The organism is Enterobacter cloacae complex sp. IR5450, from assembly GCF_049238665.1.
GTDB lineage: Bacteria > Pseudomonadota > Gammaproteobacteria > Enterobacterales > Enterobacteriaceae > Enterobacter > Enterobacter hormaechei_C.
On record NZ_JBMKIC010000056.1, the window covers coordinates 1 to 16,041 of the forward strand.

Genomic DNA, 16,041 nt, shown 5'->3' on the forward strand with positions numbered 1-16,041 from the left:
ATACACTAAATCAGTAAGTTGGCAGCATTACCTATTTTCTCCAGGCAATAAAAAACCCCGCCGGAGCGGGGTTTGTTCAAAACTGAATGGGTTAGTGGCAGGTGGTGCTGGTGAACGTGTTGGCGCTCACCCATGACCAGTTAAAGGGATAACCGGCGCGGTACTGCGTCTGATTATTTTGCTTGCGGACTCCGTAGATCTGGACGCTGCTTTCCTGTCCGCCAACCAGGGCTGTTCCGGTGCATACAGGTTGCTGCTTCTCAATAACGCCAGCGCAACCGGAGAGCAATACCGCTACCGCCAGGCAAAGAATCATATTTTTCATAGTTGTTATATCCCAGGGCATTCATGAAGCTACACAATAACAATATGAATCAACGGGATATAATTGATTTGGTAGATCAATTATTCGAAATTGATCGTTCAAAACGATCAATCATAGTTGGCGCAGTTAATGGCCATAATCACGTTCCTCAGATTCGAATACGTAACGTTCTGAAGGTTGCCGCCGGGGGTTGTCTGCGGCCTGGCGAATATCCGCGTATTGCTTCCCTCAAGTTTTGCCAAGCTCTTGTATATGGCCATGTATGGCTGCGGCTGACCGCCAGCCGATATAACCCCGGTAATTAGCCCCAGCATGGCAGGCATACAGGCCCACTTCCCCGCCAGAGTTGTATTGATGTTGTATCCTGAGCTGGCATCCACCCCGGCGGTACCGAGGGTGACAACATCGCTCAGCGTGCGCGTTTCGTTTGTTAAAATCAGCGTCCCTGATGCATCCCACACAGCCAGCCCGTAGTCTGGCTTTGTCTGCGGGAAAATAGAGAAAAAATAAACGTACGCTGTGCCGGTCGCATTCGGTCTGAGAAAATCAATCGTGATGGTGTTCCCGCTTATCGTCTGGGTGATTTCGACCTCAACCGTGCAATGAACGAAGGCGACAACAGGCTGACCTGCGGGGAATGTGTGCGTCACTTTGGTATTGAACCCCGATGTTCCCTGAAGTGCCGCTGTCTTTCGCGCCTGAAGAGCGATTGGCGAGCTGTTCGCGGTCACCCATACTTCCCCGCTCGTGGTCGTCAGTAAAACACCATACTCCGCCATTTATGCCCTCTCGATCTGGAAAATGAGATAAGCCGCTGCCGCAGGCTCAGTCCCTGCTGAGTAGTCGGTATCGCCTATTGCTGACACTGTTGCTGTTCCCCCCGAAATGGTGATCTTCCTCCGACTCGTTCCAAACTGATCGCCGTTCATGCTCTGAAAATAGGTCAGCCTGCAACCCGGTGGAAGCGCTACGGTGTAAGAGCCTGTTTTCTGGTTCTGAGCCAGCTGGAGATAGCCACAAACGCTGACAGGCTTAACACCATAGTTATTTACATTGCCTGAGGCGTCCCATGTCTGAACACCATATTCCGCCATCCAGTCCTCCTGAAAAAAAAGAGGCCCCGTAAGAGGCCTCCCGTTACCATGTTCCCGTGATTCTCCCGATCTGCACCCTCAACACATTCCTGGAGTCCCGCACGCTGATTGTCTGGTTTGTCTGTTTCATGGACCCCTCACCAGCTGTCGAACCGTAGTTCTCAAACGTACCGCCCTTATCCAGCCTCCACCCGACTGAGCCAGCAACATAGTTATTGGACTGGATGTAGTTGCCGATCTTGGCGTTGCTGATGGTGCCATCACCTATCAGCGCGTCTCTGATGAACACCTGCCCGTTCTGGATAACGAACGGTAAGGTCACTGTGGCTCCGGCCTGGTGCGTTACGGCGAAGCGGTCAGCCAGGAAGATGACCTGTGACTGCATGCCGGATGGCGTGTTCTCGACGCCGATCCCCATCCCTGCGGCGTAATACTGTCCATTACTGGAGACGCCAACCTTGATGTTATACATCGCTTTCAGATCACCATTAACGTTCGCTATGGCCTGAGCGTTGGTTGTGATGGCTGATGTGTGTCCGTTGACGGTCGCCGTGATGCCGTTTATCTGCGTGGCGGTGGCCTGCTGGTAATCGGAGAAGGTCTGGTTCAGGCTGTTGATGGATGCCTTGTTGCCGTTCACGTCAGTCTGCAAACTCAGCAGCGAACGCGCCGTTGCCTCCCTCTCGTTGACGATCACCTCATCAATGCGGTCCAGCTGCGCGCTGTTACCGGCGACCGATGCCGACAGTGTTTTGCGCGCGGCCACCTGCGCCAGGTTGCCCTGAATAATCGCGATGGCGGAGTTCTTCACTCCCCCCGCCATGCCGTCCACAGACACGCTGATGTTATCGATGCGCTGGCCCAGCGCCGTATCAGCCGTTGCGACGGTCTGCTCAAGCTCTGAAAGAGAGGATGACACATCTCCGACCGTGCTCGACAGGTTAGTAACGCTGGTCTGAACCTTACCGATTTCCTGGGCGTTTTTTGCTATTTCCTGCGCCTGTTGCGCCAGTTCGTCGTTGGCCTGTTTGATGTCGTCAGCCATGCCAGCAATTTTTTCATTGCTGTCCACCGCGTTCTCGATCAGGTCTTTGAACGTATCGGAGCCTTTCATGTCCTCCAGGATTGCATCTGTGATATCGGATACATCGATGCTGGCCTGCCCGCGCACAAAGTCTGTATACCCTGACTCGTTTCCGCTGCGGTCCACCAGCTGCGCGCGGTACCAGAAAATTTGCCCTGCCTTAAGGCCCATCTGCTGATACTTGCGCTGCGGATAGGGTACGTCTGCCAGCAGCATCGCATCGTCTTCCGTCCCTGTCAGGCTGTACTGAATTTCCGTCTTCAGCGTGTCGTCGGTGTTCGCCGGGAATCCCCAGCTCAGCTCGATACCGAAAACCACATTATCAGAAGCGATGAAGCCGACCGGTTTCGGGGGATTGCCCACTTTACCGGTCAGCGTTTTCTCTTCTGAATAGCCCCACCCGGAAGAAATTTCTGCGGCATTGATGGCGCGCACCCGTACCAGATAACGCCCGGCATAAATCCCAGGAACGTCGAATGACGTGGTGGAGCTGCGCGGCACGTTAACCCAGTTCCCTTCGTTGCGGCGCCATTGCGCTTCATAGGCGAAAGCGTTCTGCGCCTGGTCCCAGCTCACGCGCATGGTTTCGACGCTAATGTTCTGCTGCACCACGGAAAACGAGCTGATCACGATGTTCGCAGGCGGCGACTGGTTGCCCGGCGGGATCACGCTCACCGGCCGCTGGTCAATGATGGCTCCGGTATCAATGCGATCAAATTTATCCGGATCGTGATTTGCACCGACGATTGTGAACGTGCCGTCATTATTATCAGTTACCGTAATAACGCGATACTGCTGTGCGTAGAGCTCATCAGACTCAATGACCCATACGGCCTCAGCCACAGGCGTTTCACTGTAAGCGGTCGTAACGGTCACTTTATTGCCCGTTATCGACTGAATGGTGCGTGACTGTGAAACACCCGATGGAAGATTGACAATCATCCTGTCGGCTGGCGAAGCATCCGGCGCCCTGTCCAGCGTTAGCACGCGACCATTCACCGCAGAGATACGGCCGCCCAGGTCGCGCCCGGAGAGATTTCGGTCCGCTACGGCGATTACATAGCCAGGCTGTGGAATGTTGCCATCTTCCCCTACATTGAAAGTAACAACGCGATCTTTGTTGTTGGTCAGGATCCCCCATCGCCCTTTTCGGTTCGCCTCCGATTGCCGGGTACAACCAATAGCTGTTATCTCAAGTTGATTAAAACCATAACGCGAAACCAGCGCCTGTTCAAAAACAGGTTCCATCGCATCAGAATAGGCGTTATCGGGATCAGACCAGGATACGAGCGCATTGGTATAACGGTTCTTTGTGGTGCTGCTGGAATAGGTAAACCGGCCATCGATAACGTTCGCATGCGTGTATGTAAAATCAACATCCCTCGGCATGTCCGCCAGCGCCACAATCTGGTCGTCGCCCCAGTAGGTCATCCCGCGGAAGATAGCAGCAAAATCACGCAGGACCGTATAAGCGTCGTTGCGTTCCTGAATGTAGACGTTGCAGGTATAACGTGGTTCGGTGCCACTTCCGCCTTTGCCATCCGGCACCATCTGATCGCAATACTGTGCAACCTGGTAAAGTGTCCATTTGTCTATGTTCGCTGTTGTGAGACGATCCCCAAGCCCGAAACGGTCGCTAACCACCAGGTCGTAGAATATCCACGCGGGGTTATCTGTCCAGGCCCATTTGAATGTCCCAAGCCACGTACCGCTATAAGTTCTTGTTTCCGGATCGTAAGTATCCGGTACGCGGATGACACGTCCACGTGGTTCACAGGCAATTTGTGGAATGGAGCCATTGAACTGGCTGGAATCAAACTCGATGTACAATAGAGCTGTGTTTGGATAGCGCAGTTTGGCATCGATGACCTCTGTATAACTTTGAAGCGTCATCGTGTCGCCGATTTTGGCACTGTTTGCGTCAGCGGTAATCTTGCGCAGTCTGATGGTCCAGGTACTGCCAGCTTTCGGTAAATCGATACGATGGCTGCGTTCATAACCTGATGTGGTTTTCCCGGTCAAATTAGTATCAAGGACCTGTTGCCAGCTACCACCGTCCATCTGAAGCTCCACCACATAGTTGATGGAGTACCCTACTAAATCCCCGTTATCCTGCTGTTTGAAAAGAGATGGCCACTTCAGGCGCAGGCGAACCGCCGAAAGCTGCGTATTGGTGAAGGTATGCGTCCAGGCTGTTTCGCTGGATATTTCGGTACCGACGCTGATTTCATTTTCTGTGCCAGGTATCCCCTGAATGTAATCCTGAGCCTGTGTCCCTGGGCGAAACTCCCACACGACACCGCTGAAGTTCTCGGAACCATCAGCGTTTTGTAAAGGTGTGCCGTCAAGATAGATATCCCTCGCAGTCAGCCCACCAGCAAACTCCCCTTCACCGAGAACCATCAGTATTTTCGCTTTCGCAACGGACTGGAGATCATCGGGCTGCTCGACGGGAGTGCGGGAACTCGAGCTGCCGCCTTTACGTCCGGTAATTGTTTTAGCCATATCGCGCCCATAAAAAAAGCCACCCGAAGGTGGCCTGATTGACAAATATTTGTTATTGCTGGTCTTCTACGTAAATCCCGGCAGAAGCAACAGCGCCGCCGATTCGCCGCTTACCATAGAGAATGGGGACAGGGTTTCCCTGCGAGGTTGTGTTCGTCACTCCACCAAATGCATAGCTGGCGCGGTTATCTGCTGATTGCTTGCTGGCTAGCCCGGTAGTCTGTGGAGAAAGCATCTGGACTACGCCGCCGATCGCCATTGATGCCCCAATCCCCGCCACAGCTCCCCATCCACCAGCAAAAGCAGTCCCACCAATCCCGATCGCGGCCCCTCCCGTGACGAACGCAGCAACAGCGACAAGGGCAACCCCGAGGATTGTCTGAAAAACCCCGGCTCGCTTACTGCCGATGATCACCGGCGCGATGCGGATTTCCTCTGTGCTCCTGTCCATACTGAGCTCATCGTTTACGAGGTTTCGTTTCCCGCTGAATACCGCATAAGTTAAACCTCGTTGCTTACTGGTATTCAGGAAACGCTCAAAACCCGGCACGATAACGCTCAGGGCGCGGATGGCCTCTTTTGGTGAAGCTACTGATAAACGATATTCACGCCCGAAGGTGGCGCCCAGCACGCCATAAAGCCGGACGGTTCTGAGCGGTTCTTTATCGAGTGAAATTGCCATATTTACCCCATAAAAAAACCCGCCGAAGCGGGTTATATTATTCAGTATTAGTCAGCAAAAAACCGCCTCTCAGCGGATTCATTTGTTCGATATGATTCGGATGTAGTGTGAGGTTGCCACGAGAGCCTGTAGCGAATTTCCGCCAGTTGCACATAACGTTCTTGAATCGTACTCTCGAGACCAGTGACACAACCAATTTTCCAAGTCATCCACTGAATAATCCTTACGAGCCAACCCCTCAGCGATGGTTACGACCTCATCACTGGGTGCTGTAAGCTCATATCCATTCAGCAACAGAAATACGTAACCAGCCATCATGGCAGTGCGTTTGTTTGCATTTGCGAATGGATGATTCTGGATCAGGCTTTCAATTAGAACAGCAGACAGACGAAACATATCGTCTGTCTGCTCATAATATCGAATGGTACTTGGTCGTGACTGTGAAGAGCTGAGGTTATTCGGATTCAGGACGCCTATTGGTTCATTTGGCGTCTGAGTCTCGATCAGAGACCTGTTGATGTAAACGATATCGTCAATGGAAAGATAATTGACTCCCTCAACATACTCTATCGTCATCCGTTTCTACTCAGACCTTTGAAAGTTCTTCCATCGCCTTCTCGTAACGAGCAAACCCAAACTCAAAGGCGTTTTTAACTTGACCAGTATGTGAACATGTTTCGCTGATCGCTGCACGAGGTTTCGCCACCGTGGATTTGTCACGAGGCGGAATGTACAAGCGATCTGCCTTTTTTAATGCGTGACCCATGATTATCACCCTCATGCACGTTTGGCAGTGCTTTCTTAAATTGTAGGATGTAAACACACCCAAAGATTTCATGACCACTTCGAGTGGTTGAGGACAATTTAATACCATTCGTCATATTTGAGCAATGGGCCCATGTCTGAAGATAGATGCAAGTTCGACGAAATTTATCGCGGCCACTTTGCAAGTTAACCACCTTTTCGCAGAATTTACCCCTCAGGTAATAGTAAACTATTGCCACGTTCTCAGGAGATAGGCGGTGCCTATGAGCCGTCCTGAGCTTTCAAGAATGGCATAAATAGCACTTTTTGCACAAAATGTATGGCTTGGTTGGAATGCAGAACAACAAAGATTGCTGTAGTATTTCGCCCCCTCTGAATGGAGATGCTCAGATTTTAACCGCACCCTAATAAAATTTTATGTCTGAGTATCTTCATGGTCCTTTCCATCCAGTATCCGCCATAAGGTACGCGCTGGCTCAGATGTCCATAAAGGTGATGCAGTAGCATGTTGCCTTCCAGCAGAATCCCCGCATGATTCCACTTATCAGCCTGAACCTGCATGATCACCATATCGCTAGGTTTCGGCGGCCCGTCGAATTCACGGAATCCGCACTCGTACCAGCAATCCTGATAGAAGTTGTCCGGATAGTCGTTTTCCCACCAGGGATAATCGACCCGGTAATCGTGAAGCTCTATCCCGTACGTTTGCCGGTAATAGCTCATCACCAGCCCCCAGCAGTCAAAGTGACCAAGCACAAACGGGCGCTCGAGCAGCGGCAGTTCTCCACGCGGCTGGATGGTCCTTAAATCCCCCTCCGGCCAGCTCACGATATGCCAGGGTAAAAGCGTTGAGTCGCATTGCGCTTTATCCAGTTCGCTCGGCTGCGTAGTGGCGTCAGGGTGGCTGTGAACGATGGCGATCACCGTACCCCAGTCCTCAGCAACTGCGTAATCTTCCGGGCAGAGGACAAAATTTTCCTCCGGTGCCGCGGCAAGGTTCCGGCAAGGGAAATAACGTTCAACACGGCTTTTTTGCGCCACGACACCACAACACTCACGAGGATATTCAGCGGCTGCATGCGCCATAATCGCATCAATGGTTTTCTGACGCATATTAGCTCCTGATTAGTGAAGTACCCGGGAAACCACCGAACGGCAGTTCTTCATTCTCTCCGAAGCGAAGTTTGCACGCCGTGAGCGTGCCGTTACAGACATCAAGCGAGGGATCATCGACAGGATTATTATTGTTATCGAAGTATCTGGTTCCGGCATAATCGCAACCGTCACCGGTTCGGTACTTATTGCGCATGCACCAGGTGCACAGGGAATGAAGCTGGCGCGTGGGGATCATCTTACCCTGCAAAGACATCGGGCTATCGAGTACGAATTCGATACTTTCGCCCGGAATTTCGCTGCTTTTGCCATCGATGTAAAAAACTCGTTTTCTGACCTGTTGCGGATCAGCTGTTGCGTTACCAGCGAGGAAGTTCTTCGCATCTAGATAATGTGAATAAGTGTCATGGATAGTAACTTTGGCCTGTAGCATATCGTCATAAGCAAGGCACAGCGCTGTAATCTTGCTATCGATATCTGCAACCGTGAGCGTTGGCTGGGCGCTGTTGCCGTCTGTGGAGGCTTCAAGCCCTTCAATTTGATACGGCCAGGCGGCATATTCTTCCCCCTGCCACCAGATACTTTTCGCCTTCAGCTTTGATTCATCACCGCCAGCAGCGGCGATTTCTTCTTCCGTGTGCGGGAGGTTGTACGCGTGAAATCGCAGTACATCATCCACGCCGAACGTAGAGCCATCAACTTCGATAAGCCGGACTTTATTGCCGGGCTCAAGGCTTTGATAGTCTGCTGTGATCATGGTGCGTACGCCTGTTTGAATGTTGCGGAAATAGTCAGAACGTTGCTGGATAAGGGCTGTGACTTGATTGATTCGGCCTCAATCCGGTAGAGACCAGTTTCGCCAACTGGAGATGTCCAGATAAATGCCTTTGTGACGTGAGAACGAAAGAATTTAAGGGCCTGAAGCATGTCCGTTTTTTTGCCCGTGAGCGTGACAGGCCATGACTGTTTTTCAGGGTTAATGCCTTCCCCGGCGATCTGCTCATAGCCGTCGCCAAAGGTTGCAGAGCGGGTTTTATGGCTAAACGTTCCCTCCATTCCCGCCTGTATCTGCGTCCGCCAGGTGAACGTTTCCAGGGCCATGTTTGCTCCATAAAAAAAGCCACCCGAAGGTGGCTTGTGACAGTATGAGAAGGAGATTAGCGGGTTTCACAACCAAGCTGAGACTTGTCGATAATCTGCGTGCCTTCAACACGGTAACCATATGTGCCGAACAGAAATGCGTGGTTTAATTGATAAATAACAACATCGCTTAAGCCTACGGAACACTTATCTTTTTCAATAGCCCGATCCATTGCAGTTTTAACGCTTGGAATGCCCAGCGGGAAAATAACAATTGGAGCTTTGTCTTCACCAGTCACACGTTGACCTTTTTCAAACTTAGCTGCATTCAGGTTGTAATTTTTGGTACTACCAACGGTCATATCAGCAACACGAACAGTACAGCCAGACAACATTAAAGCCCCAAGAGCTAAGGCCACTACCTTCTTCATTGTACGTTTCCTTTAATTGCAATCGGAAACATCTTAACACGATGAATAATATGATCAAAAAAAACACCGAAGCGTCTTATCTTGATTTTGTTGCATTCCATATAAGGCCGCCAGGCTGAAGTTGTTTCGCAATACCTGCCCGAACAGATTGATCGATAGTCTGCTTGTAAGCACGTGAAATAGCGTCGTTACTCCCGGAAGATTGCTGCTGGTTGCCCTGGTTCTGTACCACCACGGAAGTTTGGACATTAACGCCGCCAGCACCTGATGTTCGTAGCCCATACATTGGCGCAGTACCAACATACCCGCCGTTTGCATAGCCCTGAGCACCTCGCATCAAAGCGTAAAGGTTGCCAACACCCAGCGCACTGGTTGCCTCCTTGGTGAATACGAATTCGCCACCATGCACCACGCCTTTTGGCTGATACTTTCCTCCATCCCCCGTGTAGCCGCCAGTATCAAATTCCGGAACTGCGCCACCATCAGAAAATCCAAAAAATGAACCAAATGAGGTCCCACCAAAGGCAGACTTCATTCCGTTGACCAGCGCCAACTGTGTCAGCATCTGGGCAGTTCCTTTCAAAAAGGTTGTCAGGAAATCTGAGAAGTTAGCTTTTCCAGTAGTAAAGAAGTCCGTTAGAGTGCTGGCCATGCCGGCGAACGCATTACTGGTGAGCGTCTGCACTTGGGAGTAAACATTGGTTGCGGAGTCCTCAAATTCAGCCCAGCCCTTTTTCGCGCCGGTCAACCAGTCGCCACGCAACCTGTCCTCTGCGGCATAGTAATTATTCGCCGCTTTGAGCTGCTTCTGATAACCAACGTCCTCCAGAGAACCGCCGGCGTTCACCCAACCTGCGGCAAGCTGACTTTTCGCGAGTTCACGCTGAGCTAACCGCTCGCTCATTCCAGCTCCACCAACCAAAGCAGCCTGTTTCTCAGCCATCTGCGTAACATATTTCTGAGAGGTATCCATTCGCTTGTTCAGCTGTTCCTGTGCGGTAATCTGATCACCCAACAGGGCTTTCTGCCGTGCCAACTGAAGCACCTGGTCTTTACTCGCCAGCAGGGATTGTTCCTGCTTCGTCAGTGAACGTGAACGCGAGGCTTCTTCCAGCACCTGAAATTTCGCCTCAGTGGTCCACAGATCTTTGCGCTGCTGGCTGATAGTGTCGTTCAGCCCTTTATACTGCTGAAGAGCACGCAACTGCGCCTGAAGCGCCAGCAATTCGGCCTGAGCAGTGTCAGTACTGCGGTCGCCAGCCGACACAGTGCCTTGTTTTCCTGTTTTCGTTTTTTTGCCAAACGAAGCGACTGTCTGCCGATCCTTCTCAGTGGTCGCGGAGCTTATCTTGCGGGATGTATCGAGGTACTTGCCTGCGCTAATGTCAGCTGCGTCCCAGTCCTTTTTCAGCTGAGATACGCTGTTACCATAAGCGCCGGCCATTTGTTCGTTATAGTCCTGCCATCCTTGCAAAGTATCAGTTTTCGCCCAGTCAGGAACGAGATTAATCGCAGCCGCGATAGAAGAAGAAATAATCTGGTTCAGCTTCTGGAAAACTATCGCGACGCTGTAATAAATTGCGTTAAATTCCTTTAGCGTGTTTGATGCCAGTTCAGCCACCCACTGACCGATGCTCTGCATAGCCTCAGACGCCCATCCCTTGATATCAAGCCACAGGCGGCCAAATGGTGTCAGCGAGTCGTAAGCCTGCTCTCCACGCTCTGCCATCGTGTCGCCAAACAAATCCATAGCTTGAGTAACGGCAGCGGTCTGGTCTTTCTGCTTAACTAAATCGTCAATGTGCTTAAGCTGTGAAACGGTAAGAAAGTTGAATTGCTCATTAAGGTTCTGAAGAGCCTTAACCGGATCCTTTTCAATATCCTTATAAGCCTTGGTAATGTCCTGAGCCGAAACAATACCAGTTTCAACTGCCAGCGCTGTCGCTTTGGTAGCTTTCTCAAGCTGTTGCTGGGTCATTGAGCCGATACCAACCAGCTCTGTCATCAGACTCTGGACAGTGCCCACCGTAGTCCCAGTTGAAGCAGAGATTGACTGGGAGGATGCCATAATCTGTAGCGCTGACGTACCGGCAATGTTTCCGGTGCGGATGATAGCTTTATTGATTTCGTCATATGCTGTGAAATAGTCCGATCCCGCTTTTGCCGCAATCAGTACAGCGCCAGCCAGACCACCAATCGCAACACGTGCCGGGGTTACCATGGATAACATCGCTTTTAGCGCGTTACCCACTCCGCCAAAGGAATCACGCAGCTGACCACCCTGCTGGATAGCGACCATATAAACCGGCATACCGGAGGCCAGTGAAGTCACAATATCCGTCATTTGCATTGGCAGGTAACGCATGGCATTACGGTACTGCCCCGCACTGATAGCTCCAGATTTCCAGGACTCTTCCTGCTCTTTTAGTCGGGCAATTATTGGCGCAGCGCGGTCCGACACGCCAAGCTGGGCCGCCTTCAGTTCGAGTAACTCTGCACGGGTTTTTCCGATAGCTGCAACCTGGTCCTCAAGTGAGTCGATAAAAGTTTTGCCTGCGGCAGTTGCCCGTTGCGCTGCCTGTGCCTGCTCAATGCGAGCTCGGCCCTCTGCTGTTTCAGATTCCATGACCTGCGCCAGTTTCGCGCGGGTCGTCTCAAGCACGCTGTTGTAACGAGTAAAATCCTCGTCACCCACCAGACCTTTGCTCCGGAATCTAGACAGGCTTTCCTGAATGGTATCCAGCTCGTCCAGCGCCTTGTTAACAGGGCTGATTTTATTCAGCAGGTTTTGCAGTTCCTGCCGTTGCTGTTTCAGGCTTTCGCTGTTTTTTTTCTGGTTGTCGATCCCGGTGCGGAACGTACTGTTCAGGTCATCCGCTTTACCTGCCGCGGCGGACGCAGTCTCCTGAAAGCGATCCAGTGCCTGGTTACCACGCTCCAGCTCAGTGGTATTTACGCGCAGGGAAATCGTGGCGATGTCGTTACTCATTCCGCCCTCTCTTTATGCATAACTTTTAGTGCGGCGCACTCCATGATTCGGATGTCCGAAAGCGCGGTTGCCTCGTCGTCGACGTTGTGCAGGCGCATCACCCAGGGCAGCACGTTGTAATCAAGACCTGATGCGCCTCCCATGCCCGTGCGCCACTGCGTGCTGACAGCCTGAAACACCAGGAATGAAGGCCATACATCTGGCCAGACGTCGATGTATTGATCGTCATAGTCATCCGGCGTAAGCCCATAGGGTGCCAGGTCTGCCGCTGTGGGTTCAGGCGTATAGAATGCAGAGGCAACCGCTATCAGTTTTTTTCGCGCTGCCCCATCAACTCTCGGTAGTAGGTTTCCGGGATTGCCTTCATTGCCGCCGGATAGTTTTCCAGCAGCACCGACAGGTTTTCCGCGTTGAATGCATCGGGAAGTGCCCAGCCAGCAATGATTTCCATCAGAAAATCAGTGGCGGTTTTGCCTTCCATTTTCTCCAGATCCGCCAGTTCTTTGAGTGGCTTGTGATTGAATGTGAATGTCAGCACGCCATCCTCATCGCCAGCGCGCGGGATCGAGACGTTGGCCTTAAAAGTTGGTTTGGGCTGAAGGGTGAATTTAGTCGCCATCGTTGCCTCTTAGTGAAAGAAAGCCTCCATGGAGGAGGCTTAGACTATCGTTATGCCTGGCTTATGCCGCGGCGCCTGTGATTTTGTAGAACGTCATTGCTGGCGATTGCAGGTTCAGCACGACGCTTACCGTTTCGACTTCGTTCACCGCCGTGGTCGGCGTGTCGTCAAAAGATGCCGTGGCCGCCCAGTAACGATTCTCCTTCGCCTTCGGAACGTACATATAAGCCGCCACAGTCTCTTCGTCTTCATCCAGCTGGCGCAGCAACGGATATACCGGGAGACTTGAATCGTGAGCGATCGAGTAAGTCTGAGAGACGGCAGATTTATAGGTATTCAGGTTGCGCTGACGGTCATCGCTGAGGAACTGAATCTGCGTGGTGTTCTGATCACCACCGGATTTCGATACCTCAGTGATTTGTGGCAGTTCGGTCCATTCTTCAATTTTGCGAATAGAGCCGGAACCGCCGCCAGCCGCGTATTTGTTTTTGTTGGTGGTATTGATGTTGCGAAGAGTGACAGCATTCTCCGCAATCGCGTCGATTTTCGCGATAACGTTATCAATACCCGACCAGTTGCAGTTCACGTGAACGATATCACCGACCGCGATATCGTCCGCGGAGCTGACGGTGATCACCGCGTGCTCAGCATTCGTCGCGCCGGTGAAAGTAATGGCTGGGCCGTAGCCCGAGGCCAGATAAACATGAGCGCCGTTAGGCAGTGCGAAGCCCATAATGGTTACTCCTGTGAAATTAGAAAACCGGCACAATGGCCGATGATTTTGACGGGGTCAGTTAATGATGTCGGCCCGGTAGTTCAGGCTGATGGGAATGGTGTAGGAAACAGCTGTCGGGATACCGCGAAAAATTGCTGGCGTGCTGGTGATCCAGCAGGTGAAGTCACTTCCTGCAATTTCCTGCCCCTCAGGGAACAATTCCACTAATCTGCCCGCCAGAGAAACGACTGAGGTACGGCCTAAGCCGGCTGGCGCCACGACATTGATCTGGTACACGCCTGAATAAGTCCGGCAGCGCAACCCGATCCCGGAATTTGTTGGAGAACGCTTCAGCTTTTTCCGCGCGTTCGTTTGCCGCTTTGATCTGCTTATCAACGTCAGCACGCAGGCGCTCGGTACGCTTATCCAGCACCTCGTCAATTTTTCCGGCGGCGATAAGCTTCGCCTCTTCATCGTCAGAAAAACGCTGGAGAATGCCGCGTACAGCGTCTGGGTCGATACCGTCAAAACGTGACAGGTTTTCTTTTTGCTGCTTGATGGTGCCCAGCAACTCAGAGTTTTTTGATTTCAGGCCTGTAACTTCACTGGTCACACGCTCATCAATCAGCTTCTGGATTTCGGGGGTGATTTCGATACCGCCACCACCACTGCCCTCACCGCCGCTTTCAGATGCGTAATATTTCAGAAGCATGTTTCGAATTAACATAATTTCCCCTCGGGATTTTGTCGGGCCTCGCCCATAAAAAAGCCCCGGCGGATGCCAGGGCGTGTAGAAAGTGATAGTTGCCAGGTTCAAGGACCTGATAGCTGCTTAAGACGTTCCAGGCTGATCCACTCGCCTTTGTCAGTGAACATATCAGCCAGGTCGATTTCACCCGCGCGGAACAGACGGCCACGCTCGGCACCCAGAACCTGATCCTGCCTTTGAGCTGGCTGACGCGCGAGCCATTCAAGATACGTGGTTTTAGCAGGTACCTGCCCATCCATGCTGGCACGAGTGCCCTCGTCCATCTCATCAATATCAATGCCGAGTTCGCGCCAGGACTTGATAATCAGAGTTTCAGTAGAACGGCAGGCAGGGTTAGGCTCACGATTATGGTCATAGCCATAGCCACCAACATCAGCGGGCTCGCGACTTTTCCGCTCAAGCGCTTCGAGTCGTTTCTCTTCGAACTCCACCATATCGCGCCACTGGTACTGGTGACCGAATCCCCAGCAGTAACGACACGCGCCGCGACGATACTGTGAAAGCTGGTTTGCATCGAAGGTGGCGAGCTGCCAAATCTGCGCGAGGACTTCATCGGCACCGCCAAGCGTGCGCGCAATGGAGGCTTTCTGCTGATGCGCAATGGCCTGCGCAACGTTAGGATTCGTTATGAGCTGACGGCCGTAGTTTGGGTCACTATAACCAGCACGTGCAGCGGCAGCGGTGGCGTTGTTGTCCTTCAGATACTCCGCGACAAATAAGCACTGCTGAGCAGTAAGTCCATCATCATCCACCAGTTCATTTGCGCTTTTATCTTTCTGCGCAGTGCGCATTTTTTTCTGCGCAGGTTTTTGCGCAGAAGTTTTTTTGATATATCGTCGGGCGGTAGCGTAGTTCAGTCCCTGCGCTTCACACCATTCCTTTGGTGATACGCCGGTTGCGGCATGTTCGGACAGGAACCGTTGCTGAAGCTCTCCCCAGTCCGGTTTTGCCATTATTCACTCCAATAAAAAAAGCCACCAGCGAGTGCCAGTGGCTTGAATGTGGTAATCAGAAATGGGTTCGAACCGTTGGGACAAACAATATTAAGCGCTCACCCGCTGGATTAAAGTAGCATCACGCTTCGTCTGGCCGATATGAACTCCTGTATCACTCTACTGACGTATAGAACCAAGCATGCCCCATCCTACTGCTACGCGCCAGTCTCGCTGCTTTCAACCAATCAGAGCATCATAAGCCTCGATAATTTCTTTCCTGCTCACGTATCTGTCGGCTGCCACCAATATGGCTCCACTTTCGCCTTTCAGAAAAGTTGAAAAAAAAATCACCACATCCAAACACCTCACCTCATCATTAGCATACAGATAAAGAATCTTGCTCCGATAACTTCGAATTTTCAGCAACTTAGCAGGCTCATCATCAGCAAAAATCAATAGCTGTGCCATAAAATCTCCTTCTACACATAATTCCTTACAAGAGAAGATTGTTAGTCCCATGAACACTCAATCACATTGACGAATCTTTTGCCTGTGATTTACGTTACCTTTAATATCCCAAAAGTCTTTTTTAACTCATACACCTGAATTCAATTCTGAAAGAAGTGAAAATGGCAGCAAACAAATCACCAGGAGTTTAACTTTCTTTAATTAGTTATAGTGCAGAATGCTTAACCCTGTATATAGAGTTCGCTTCTTCGCACTTTTCTTTCAAGTATATGAACCGGGTGGATACTTCACTGTTTGAGCAGTTCGTCACAATGCAGTAACCCTCTACCCATGCCTTTTCATCCTTTTCGGCAAACAAACTTTCGAAAATGGCAACCCAAGTGCTGGGTAATGACTCCAACTTACTGATAGTGTTTTATGTTCAGATAATGCCCGATGACCTTGTCATGCAGCTCCAGCGATTTTGA

At 51.4% G+C, this 16,041-nt stretch carries 19 protein-coding genes and 1 pseudogene; all 20 read right to left on the bottom strand.

Annotated features, from left to right (window positions below):
- Nucleotides 1–91: 91 nt before the first annotated feature.
- Complete coding sequence (gene cor, locus ACOTYB_RS23865; protein WP_017382566.1) at nucleotides 92–325, bottom strand: phage exclusion lipoprotein Cor; 234 nt, start codon at nucleotides 323–325, stop codon at nucleotides 92–94.
- A 107-nt stretch (nucleotides 326–432) separates the two neighbouring features.
- Nucleotides 433–1,104, bottom strand: coding sequence for a hypothetical protein (locus tag ACOTYB_RS23870; protein ID WP_409249071.1), 672 nt, complete (start codon nucleotides 1,102–1,104; stop codon nucleotides 433–435).
- Nucleotides 1,105–1,419 carry a hypothetical protein gene (locus ACOTYB_RS23875; protein ID WP_047055349.1) on the bottom strand — a complete coding sequence of 105 codons (315 nt, stop codon included), beginning with the start codon at nucleotides 1,417–1,419 and terminating at the stop codon, nucleotides 1,105–1,107.
- Between the two features lie 43 nt (nucleotides 1,420–1,462).
- Nucleotides 1,463–5,008, bottom strand: a complete 3,546-nt coding sequence (locus ACOTYB_RS23880) for a host specificity protein J (protein ID WP_409249070.1) — start codon at nucleotides 5,006–5,008, stop codon at nucleotides 1,463–1,465.
- A 52-nt stretch (nucleotides 5,009–5,060) separates the two neighbouring features.
- A complete protein-coding gene (locus ACOTYB_RS23885) occupies nucleotides 5,061–5,690 on the bottom strand; it encodes a tail assembly protein (protein ID WP_045349467.1) in 630 nt (209 codons plus the stop codon).
- Nucleotides 5,691–5,768: 78 nt separating this feature from the next.
- Nucleotides 5,769–6,266 (bottom strand): type II toxin-antitoxin system death-on-curing family toxin, encoded by a 498-nt coding sequence (locus tag ACOTYB_RS23890; protein ID WP_069595784.1) that lies wholly within the window; start codon nucleotides 6,264–6,266, stop codon nucleotides 5,769–5,771.
- A 10-nt stretch (nucleotides 6,267–6,276) separates the two neighbouring features.
- On the bottom strand, nucleotides 6,277–6,456 hold the full coding sequence (locus tag ACOTYB_RS23895) for a hypothetical protein (protein WP_025759425.1): 180 nt from the start codon (nucleotides 6,454–6,456) through the stop codon (nucleotides 6,277–6,279).
- Nucleotides 6,457–6,848: 392 nt separating this feature from the next.
- Nucleotides 6,849–7,568: a C40 family peptidase gene (locus ACOTYB_RS23900; RefSeq protein WP_121478698.1), complete on the bottom strand. Its 720-nt coding sequence runs from the start codon at nucleotides 7,566–7,568 to the stop codon at nucleotides 6,849–6,851.
- A gap of 1 nt (nucleotide 7,569) precedes the next feature.
- Nucleotides 7,570–8,325, bottom strand: a complete 756-nt coding sequence (locus ACOTYB_RS23905; RefSeq protein ID WP_121478697.1) for a phage minor tail protein L — start codon at nucleotides 8,323–8,325, stop codon at nucleotides 7,570–7,572.
- Nucleotides 8,322–8,669: a phage tail protein gene (locus tag ACOTYB_RS23910; RefSeq protein ID WP_121478696.1), complete on the bottom strand. Its 348-nt coding sequence runs from the start codon at nucleotides 8,667–8,669 to the stop codon at nucleotides 8,322–8,324. The genes ACOTYB_RS23905 and ACOTYB_RS23910 overlap by 4 nt, the downstream gene beginning before the upstream one ends.
- 56 nt (nucleotides 8,670–8,725) lie before the next feature.
- Entirely contained in the window at nucleotides 8,726–9,079 is a 354-nt protein-coding gene (locus ACOTYB_RS23915) for a hypothetical protein (RefSeq protein WP_020690998.1), read from the bottom strand.
- 76 nt (nucleotides 9,080–9,155) lie between these two features.
- Nucleotides 9,156–12,068: a phage tail tape measure protein gene (locus ACOTYB_RS23920; protein ID WP_421765900.1), complete on the bottom strand. Its 2,913-nt coding sequence runs from the start codon at nucleotides 12,066–12,068 to the stop codon at nucleotides 9,156–9,158.
- The gene (locus tag ACOTYB_RS23925; RefSeq protein WP_306438767.1) at nucleotides 12,065–12,484 is read right to left on the bottom strand and encodes a DUF1799 domain-containing protein; all 420 of its coding nucleotides are present in this window, start codon (nucleotides 12,482–12,484) and stop codon (nucleotides 12,065–12,067) included. The genes ACOTYB_RS23920 and ACOTYB_RS23925 overlap by 4 nt, the downstream gene beginning before the upstream one ends.
- Nucleotides 12,376–12,687, bottom strand: coding sequence for a phage tail assembly chaperone (locus ACOTYB_RS23930; RefSeq protein WP_022651271.1), 312 nt, complete (start codon nucleotides 12,685–12,687; stop codon nucleotides 12,376–12,378). The genes ACOTYB_RS23925 and ACOTYB_RS23930 overlap by 109 nt, the downstream gene beginning before the upstream one ends.
- 61 nt (nucleotides 12,688–12,748) lie before the next feature.
- A complete protein-coding gene (locus ACOTYB_RS23935) occupies nucleotides 12,749–13,420 on the bottom strand; it encodes a phage tail protein (RefSeq protein ID WP_045911866.1) in 672 nt (223 codons plus the stop codon).
- Between the two features lie 57 nt (nucleotides 13,421–13,477).
- Nucleotides 13,478–13,807: a phage tail terminator-like protein gene (locus tag ACOTYB_RS23940; protein WP_421765901.1), complete on the bottom strand. Its 330-nt coding sequence runs from the start codon at nucleotides 13,805–13,807 to the stop codon at nucleotides 13,478–13,480.
- Nucleotides 13,722–14,129 (bottom strand): annotated as a pseudogene (locus ACOTYB_RS23945) (hypothetical protein); the annotation flags it as partial. The gene ACOTYB_RS23940 and the pseudogene ACOTYB_RS23945, both read right to left, overlap by 86 nt.
- Nucleotides 14,130–14,215: 86 nt before the next feature.
- Nucleotides 14,216–15,124, bottom strand: a complete 909-nt coding sequence (locus ACOTYB_RS23950; RefSeq protein WP_421765902.1) for a terminase small subunit — start codon at nucleotides 15,122–15,124, stop codon at nucleotides 14,216–14,218.
- A gap of 219 nt (nucleotides 15,125–15,343) precedes the next feature.
- Nucleotides 15,344–15,574 (bottom strand): hypothetical protein, encoded by a 231-nt coding sequence (locus ACOTYB_RS23955; RefSeq protein WP_003859853.1) that lies wholly within the window; start codon nucleotides 15,572–15,574, stop codon nucleotides 15,344–15,346.
- 401 nt (nucleotides 15,575–15,975) lie between these two features.
- Nucleotides 15,976–16,041 (bottom strand): IS1 family transposase (locus ACOTYB_RS23960; protein WP_421765773.1); only part of this gene is annotated, 66 nt, incomplete at its 5' end.

What these genes read in the sequence shown, in the direction of transcription:
- cor (WP_017382566.1), bottom strand. Translation starts at nt 325, where the DNA reads ATGAAAAATATGATTCTTTGCCTGGCGGTAGCGGTATTGCTCTCCGGT.
- ACOTYB_RS23870 (WP_409249071.1), bottom strand. Translation starts at nt 1,104, where the DNA reads ATGGCGGAGTATGGTGTTTTACTGACGACCACGAGCGGGGAAGTATGG.
- ACOTYB_RS23875 (WP_047055349.1), bottom strand. Translation starts at nt 1,419, where the DNA reads ATGGCGGAATATGGTGTTCAGACATGGGACGCCTCAGGCAATGTAAAT.
- ACOTYB_RS23880 (WP_409249070.1), bottom strand. Translation starts at nt 5,008, where the DNA reads ATGGCTAAAACAATTACCGGACGTAAAGGCGGCAGCTCGAGTTCCCGC.
- ACOTYB_RS23885 (WP_045349467.1), bottom strand. Translation starts at nt 5,690, where the DNA reads ATGGCAATTTCACTCGATAAAGAACCGCTCAGAACCGTCCGGCTTTAT.
- ACOTYB_RS23890 (WP_069595784.1), bottom strand. Translation starts at nt 6,266, where the DNA reads ATGACGATAGAGTATGTTGAGGGAGTCAATTATCTTTCCATTGACGAT.
- ACOTYB_RS23895 (WP_025759425.1), bottom strand. Translation starts at nt 6,456, where the DNA reads ATGGGTCACGCATTAAAAAAGGCAGATCGCTTGTACATTCCGCCTCGT.
- ACOTYB_RS23900 (WP_121478698.1), bottom strand. Translation starts at nt 7,568, where the DNA reads ATGCGTCAGAAAACCATTGATGCGATTATGGCGCATGCAGCCGCTGAA.
- ACOTYB_RS23905 (WP_121478697.1), bottom strand. Translation starts at nt 8,325, where the DNA reads ATGATCACAGCAGACTATCAAAGCCTTGAGCCCGGCAATAAAGTCCGG.
- ACOTYB_RS23910 (WP_121478696.1), bottom strand. Translation starts at nt 8,669, where the DNA reads ATGGCCCTGGAAACGTTCACCTGGCGGACGCAGATACAGGCGGGAATG.
- ACOTYB_RS23915 (WP_020690998.1), bottom strand. Translation starts at nt 9,079, where the DNA reads ATGAAGAAGGTAGTGGCCTTAGCTCTTGGGGCTTTAATGTTGTCTGGC.
- ACOTYB_RS23920 (WP_421765900.1), bottom strand. Translation starts at nt 12,068, where the DNA reads ATGAGTAACGACATCGCCACGATTTCCCTGCGCGTAAATACCACTGAG.
- ACOTYB_RS23930 (WP_022651271.1), bottom strand. Translation starts at nt 12,687, where the DNA reads ATGGCGACTAAATTCACCCTTCAGCCCAAACCAACTTTTAAGGCCAAC.
- ACOTYB_RS23935 (WP_045911866.1), bottom strand. Translation starts at nt 13,420, where the DNA reads ATGGGCTTCGCACTGCCTAACGGCGCTCATGTTTATCTGGCCTCGGGC.
- ACOTYB_RS23950 (WP_421765902.1), bottom strand. Translation starts at nt 15,124, where the DNA reads ATGGCAAAACCGGACTGGGGAGAGCTTCAGCAACGGTTCCTGTCCGAA.
- ACOTYB_RS23955 (WP_003859853.1), bottom strand. Translation starts at nt 15,574, where the DNA reads ATGGCACAGCTATTGATTTTTGCTGATGATGAGCCTGCTAAGTTGCTG.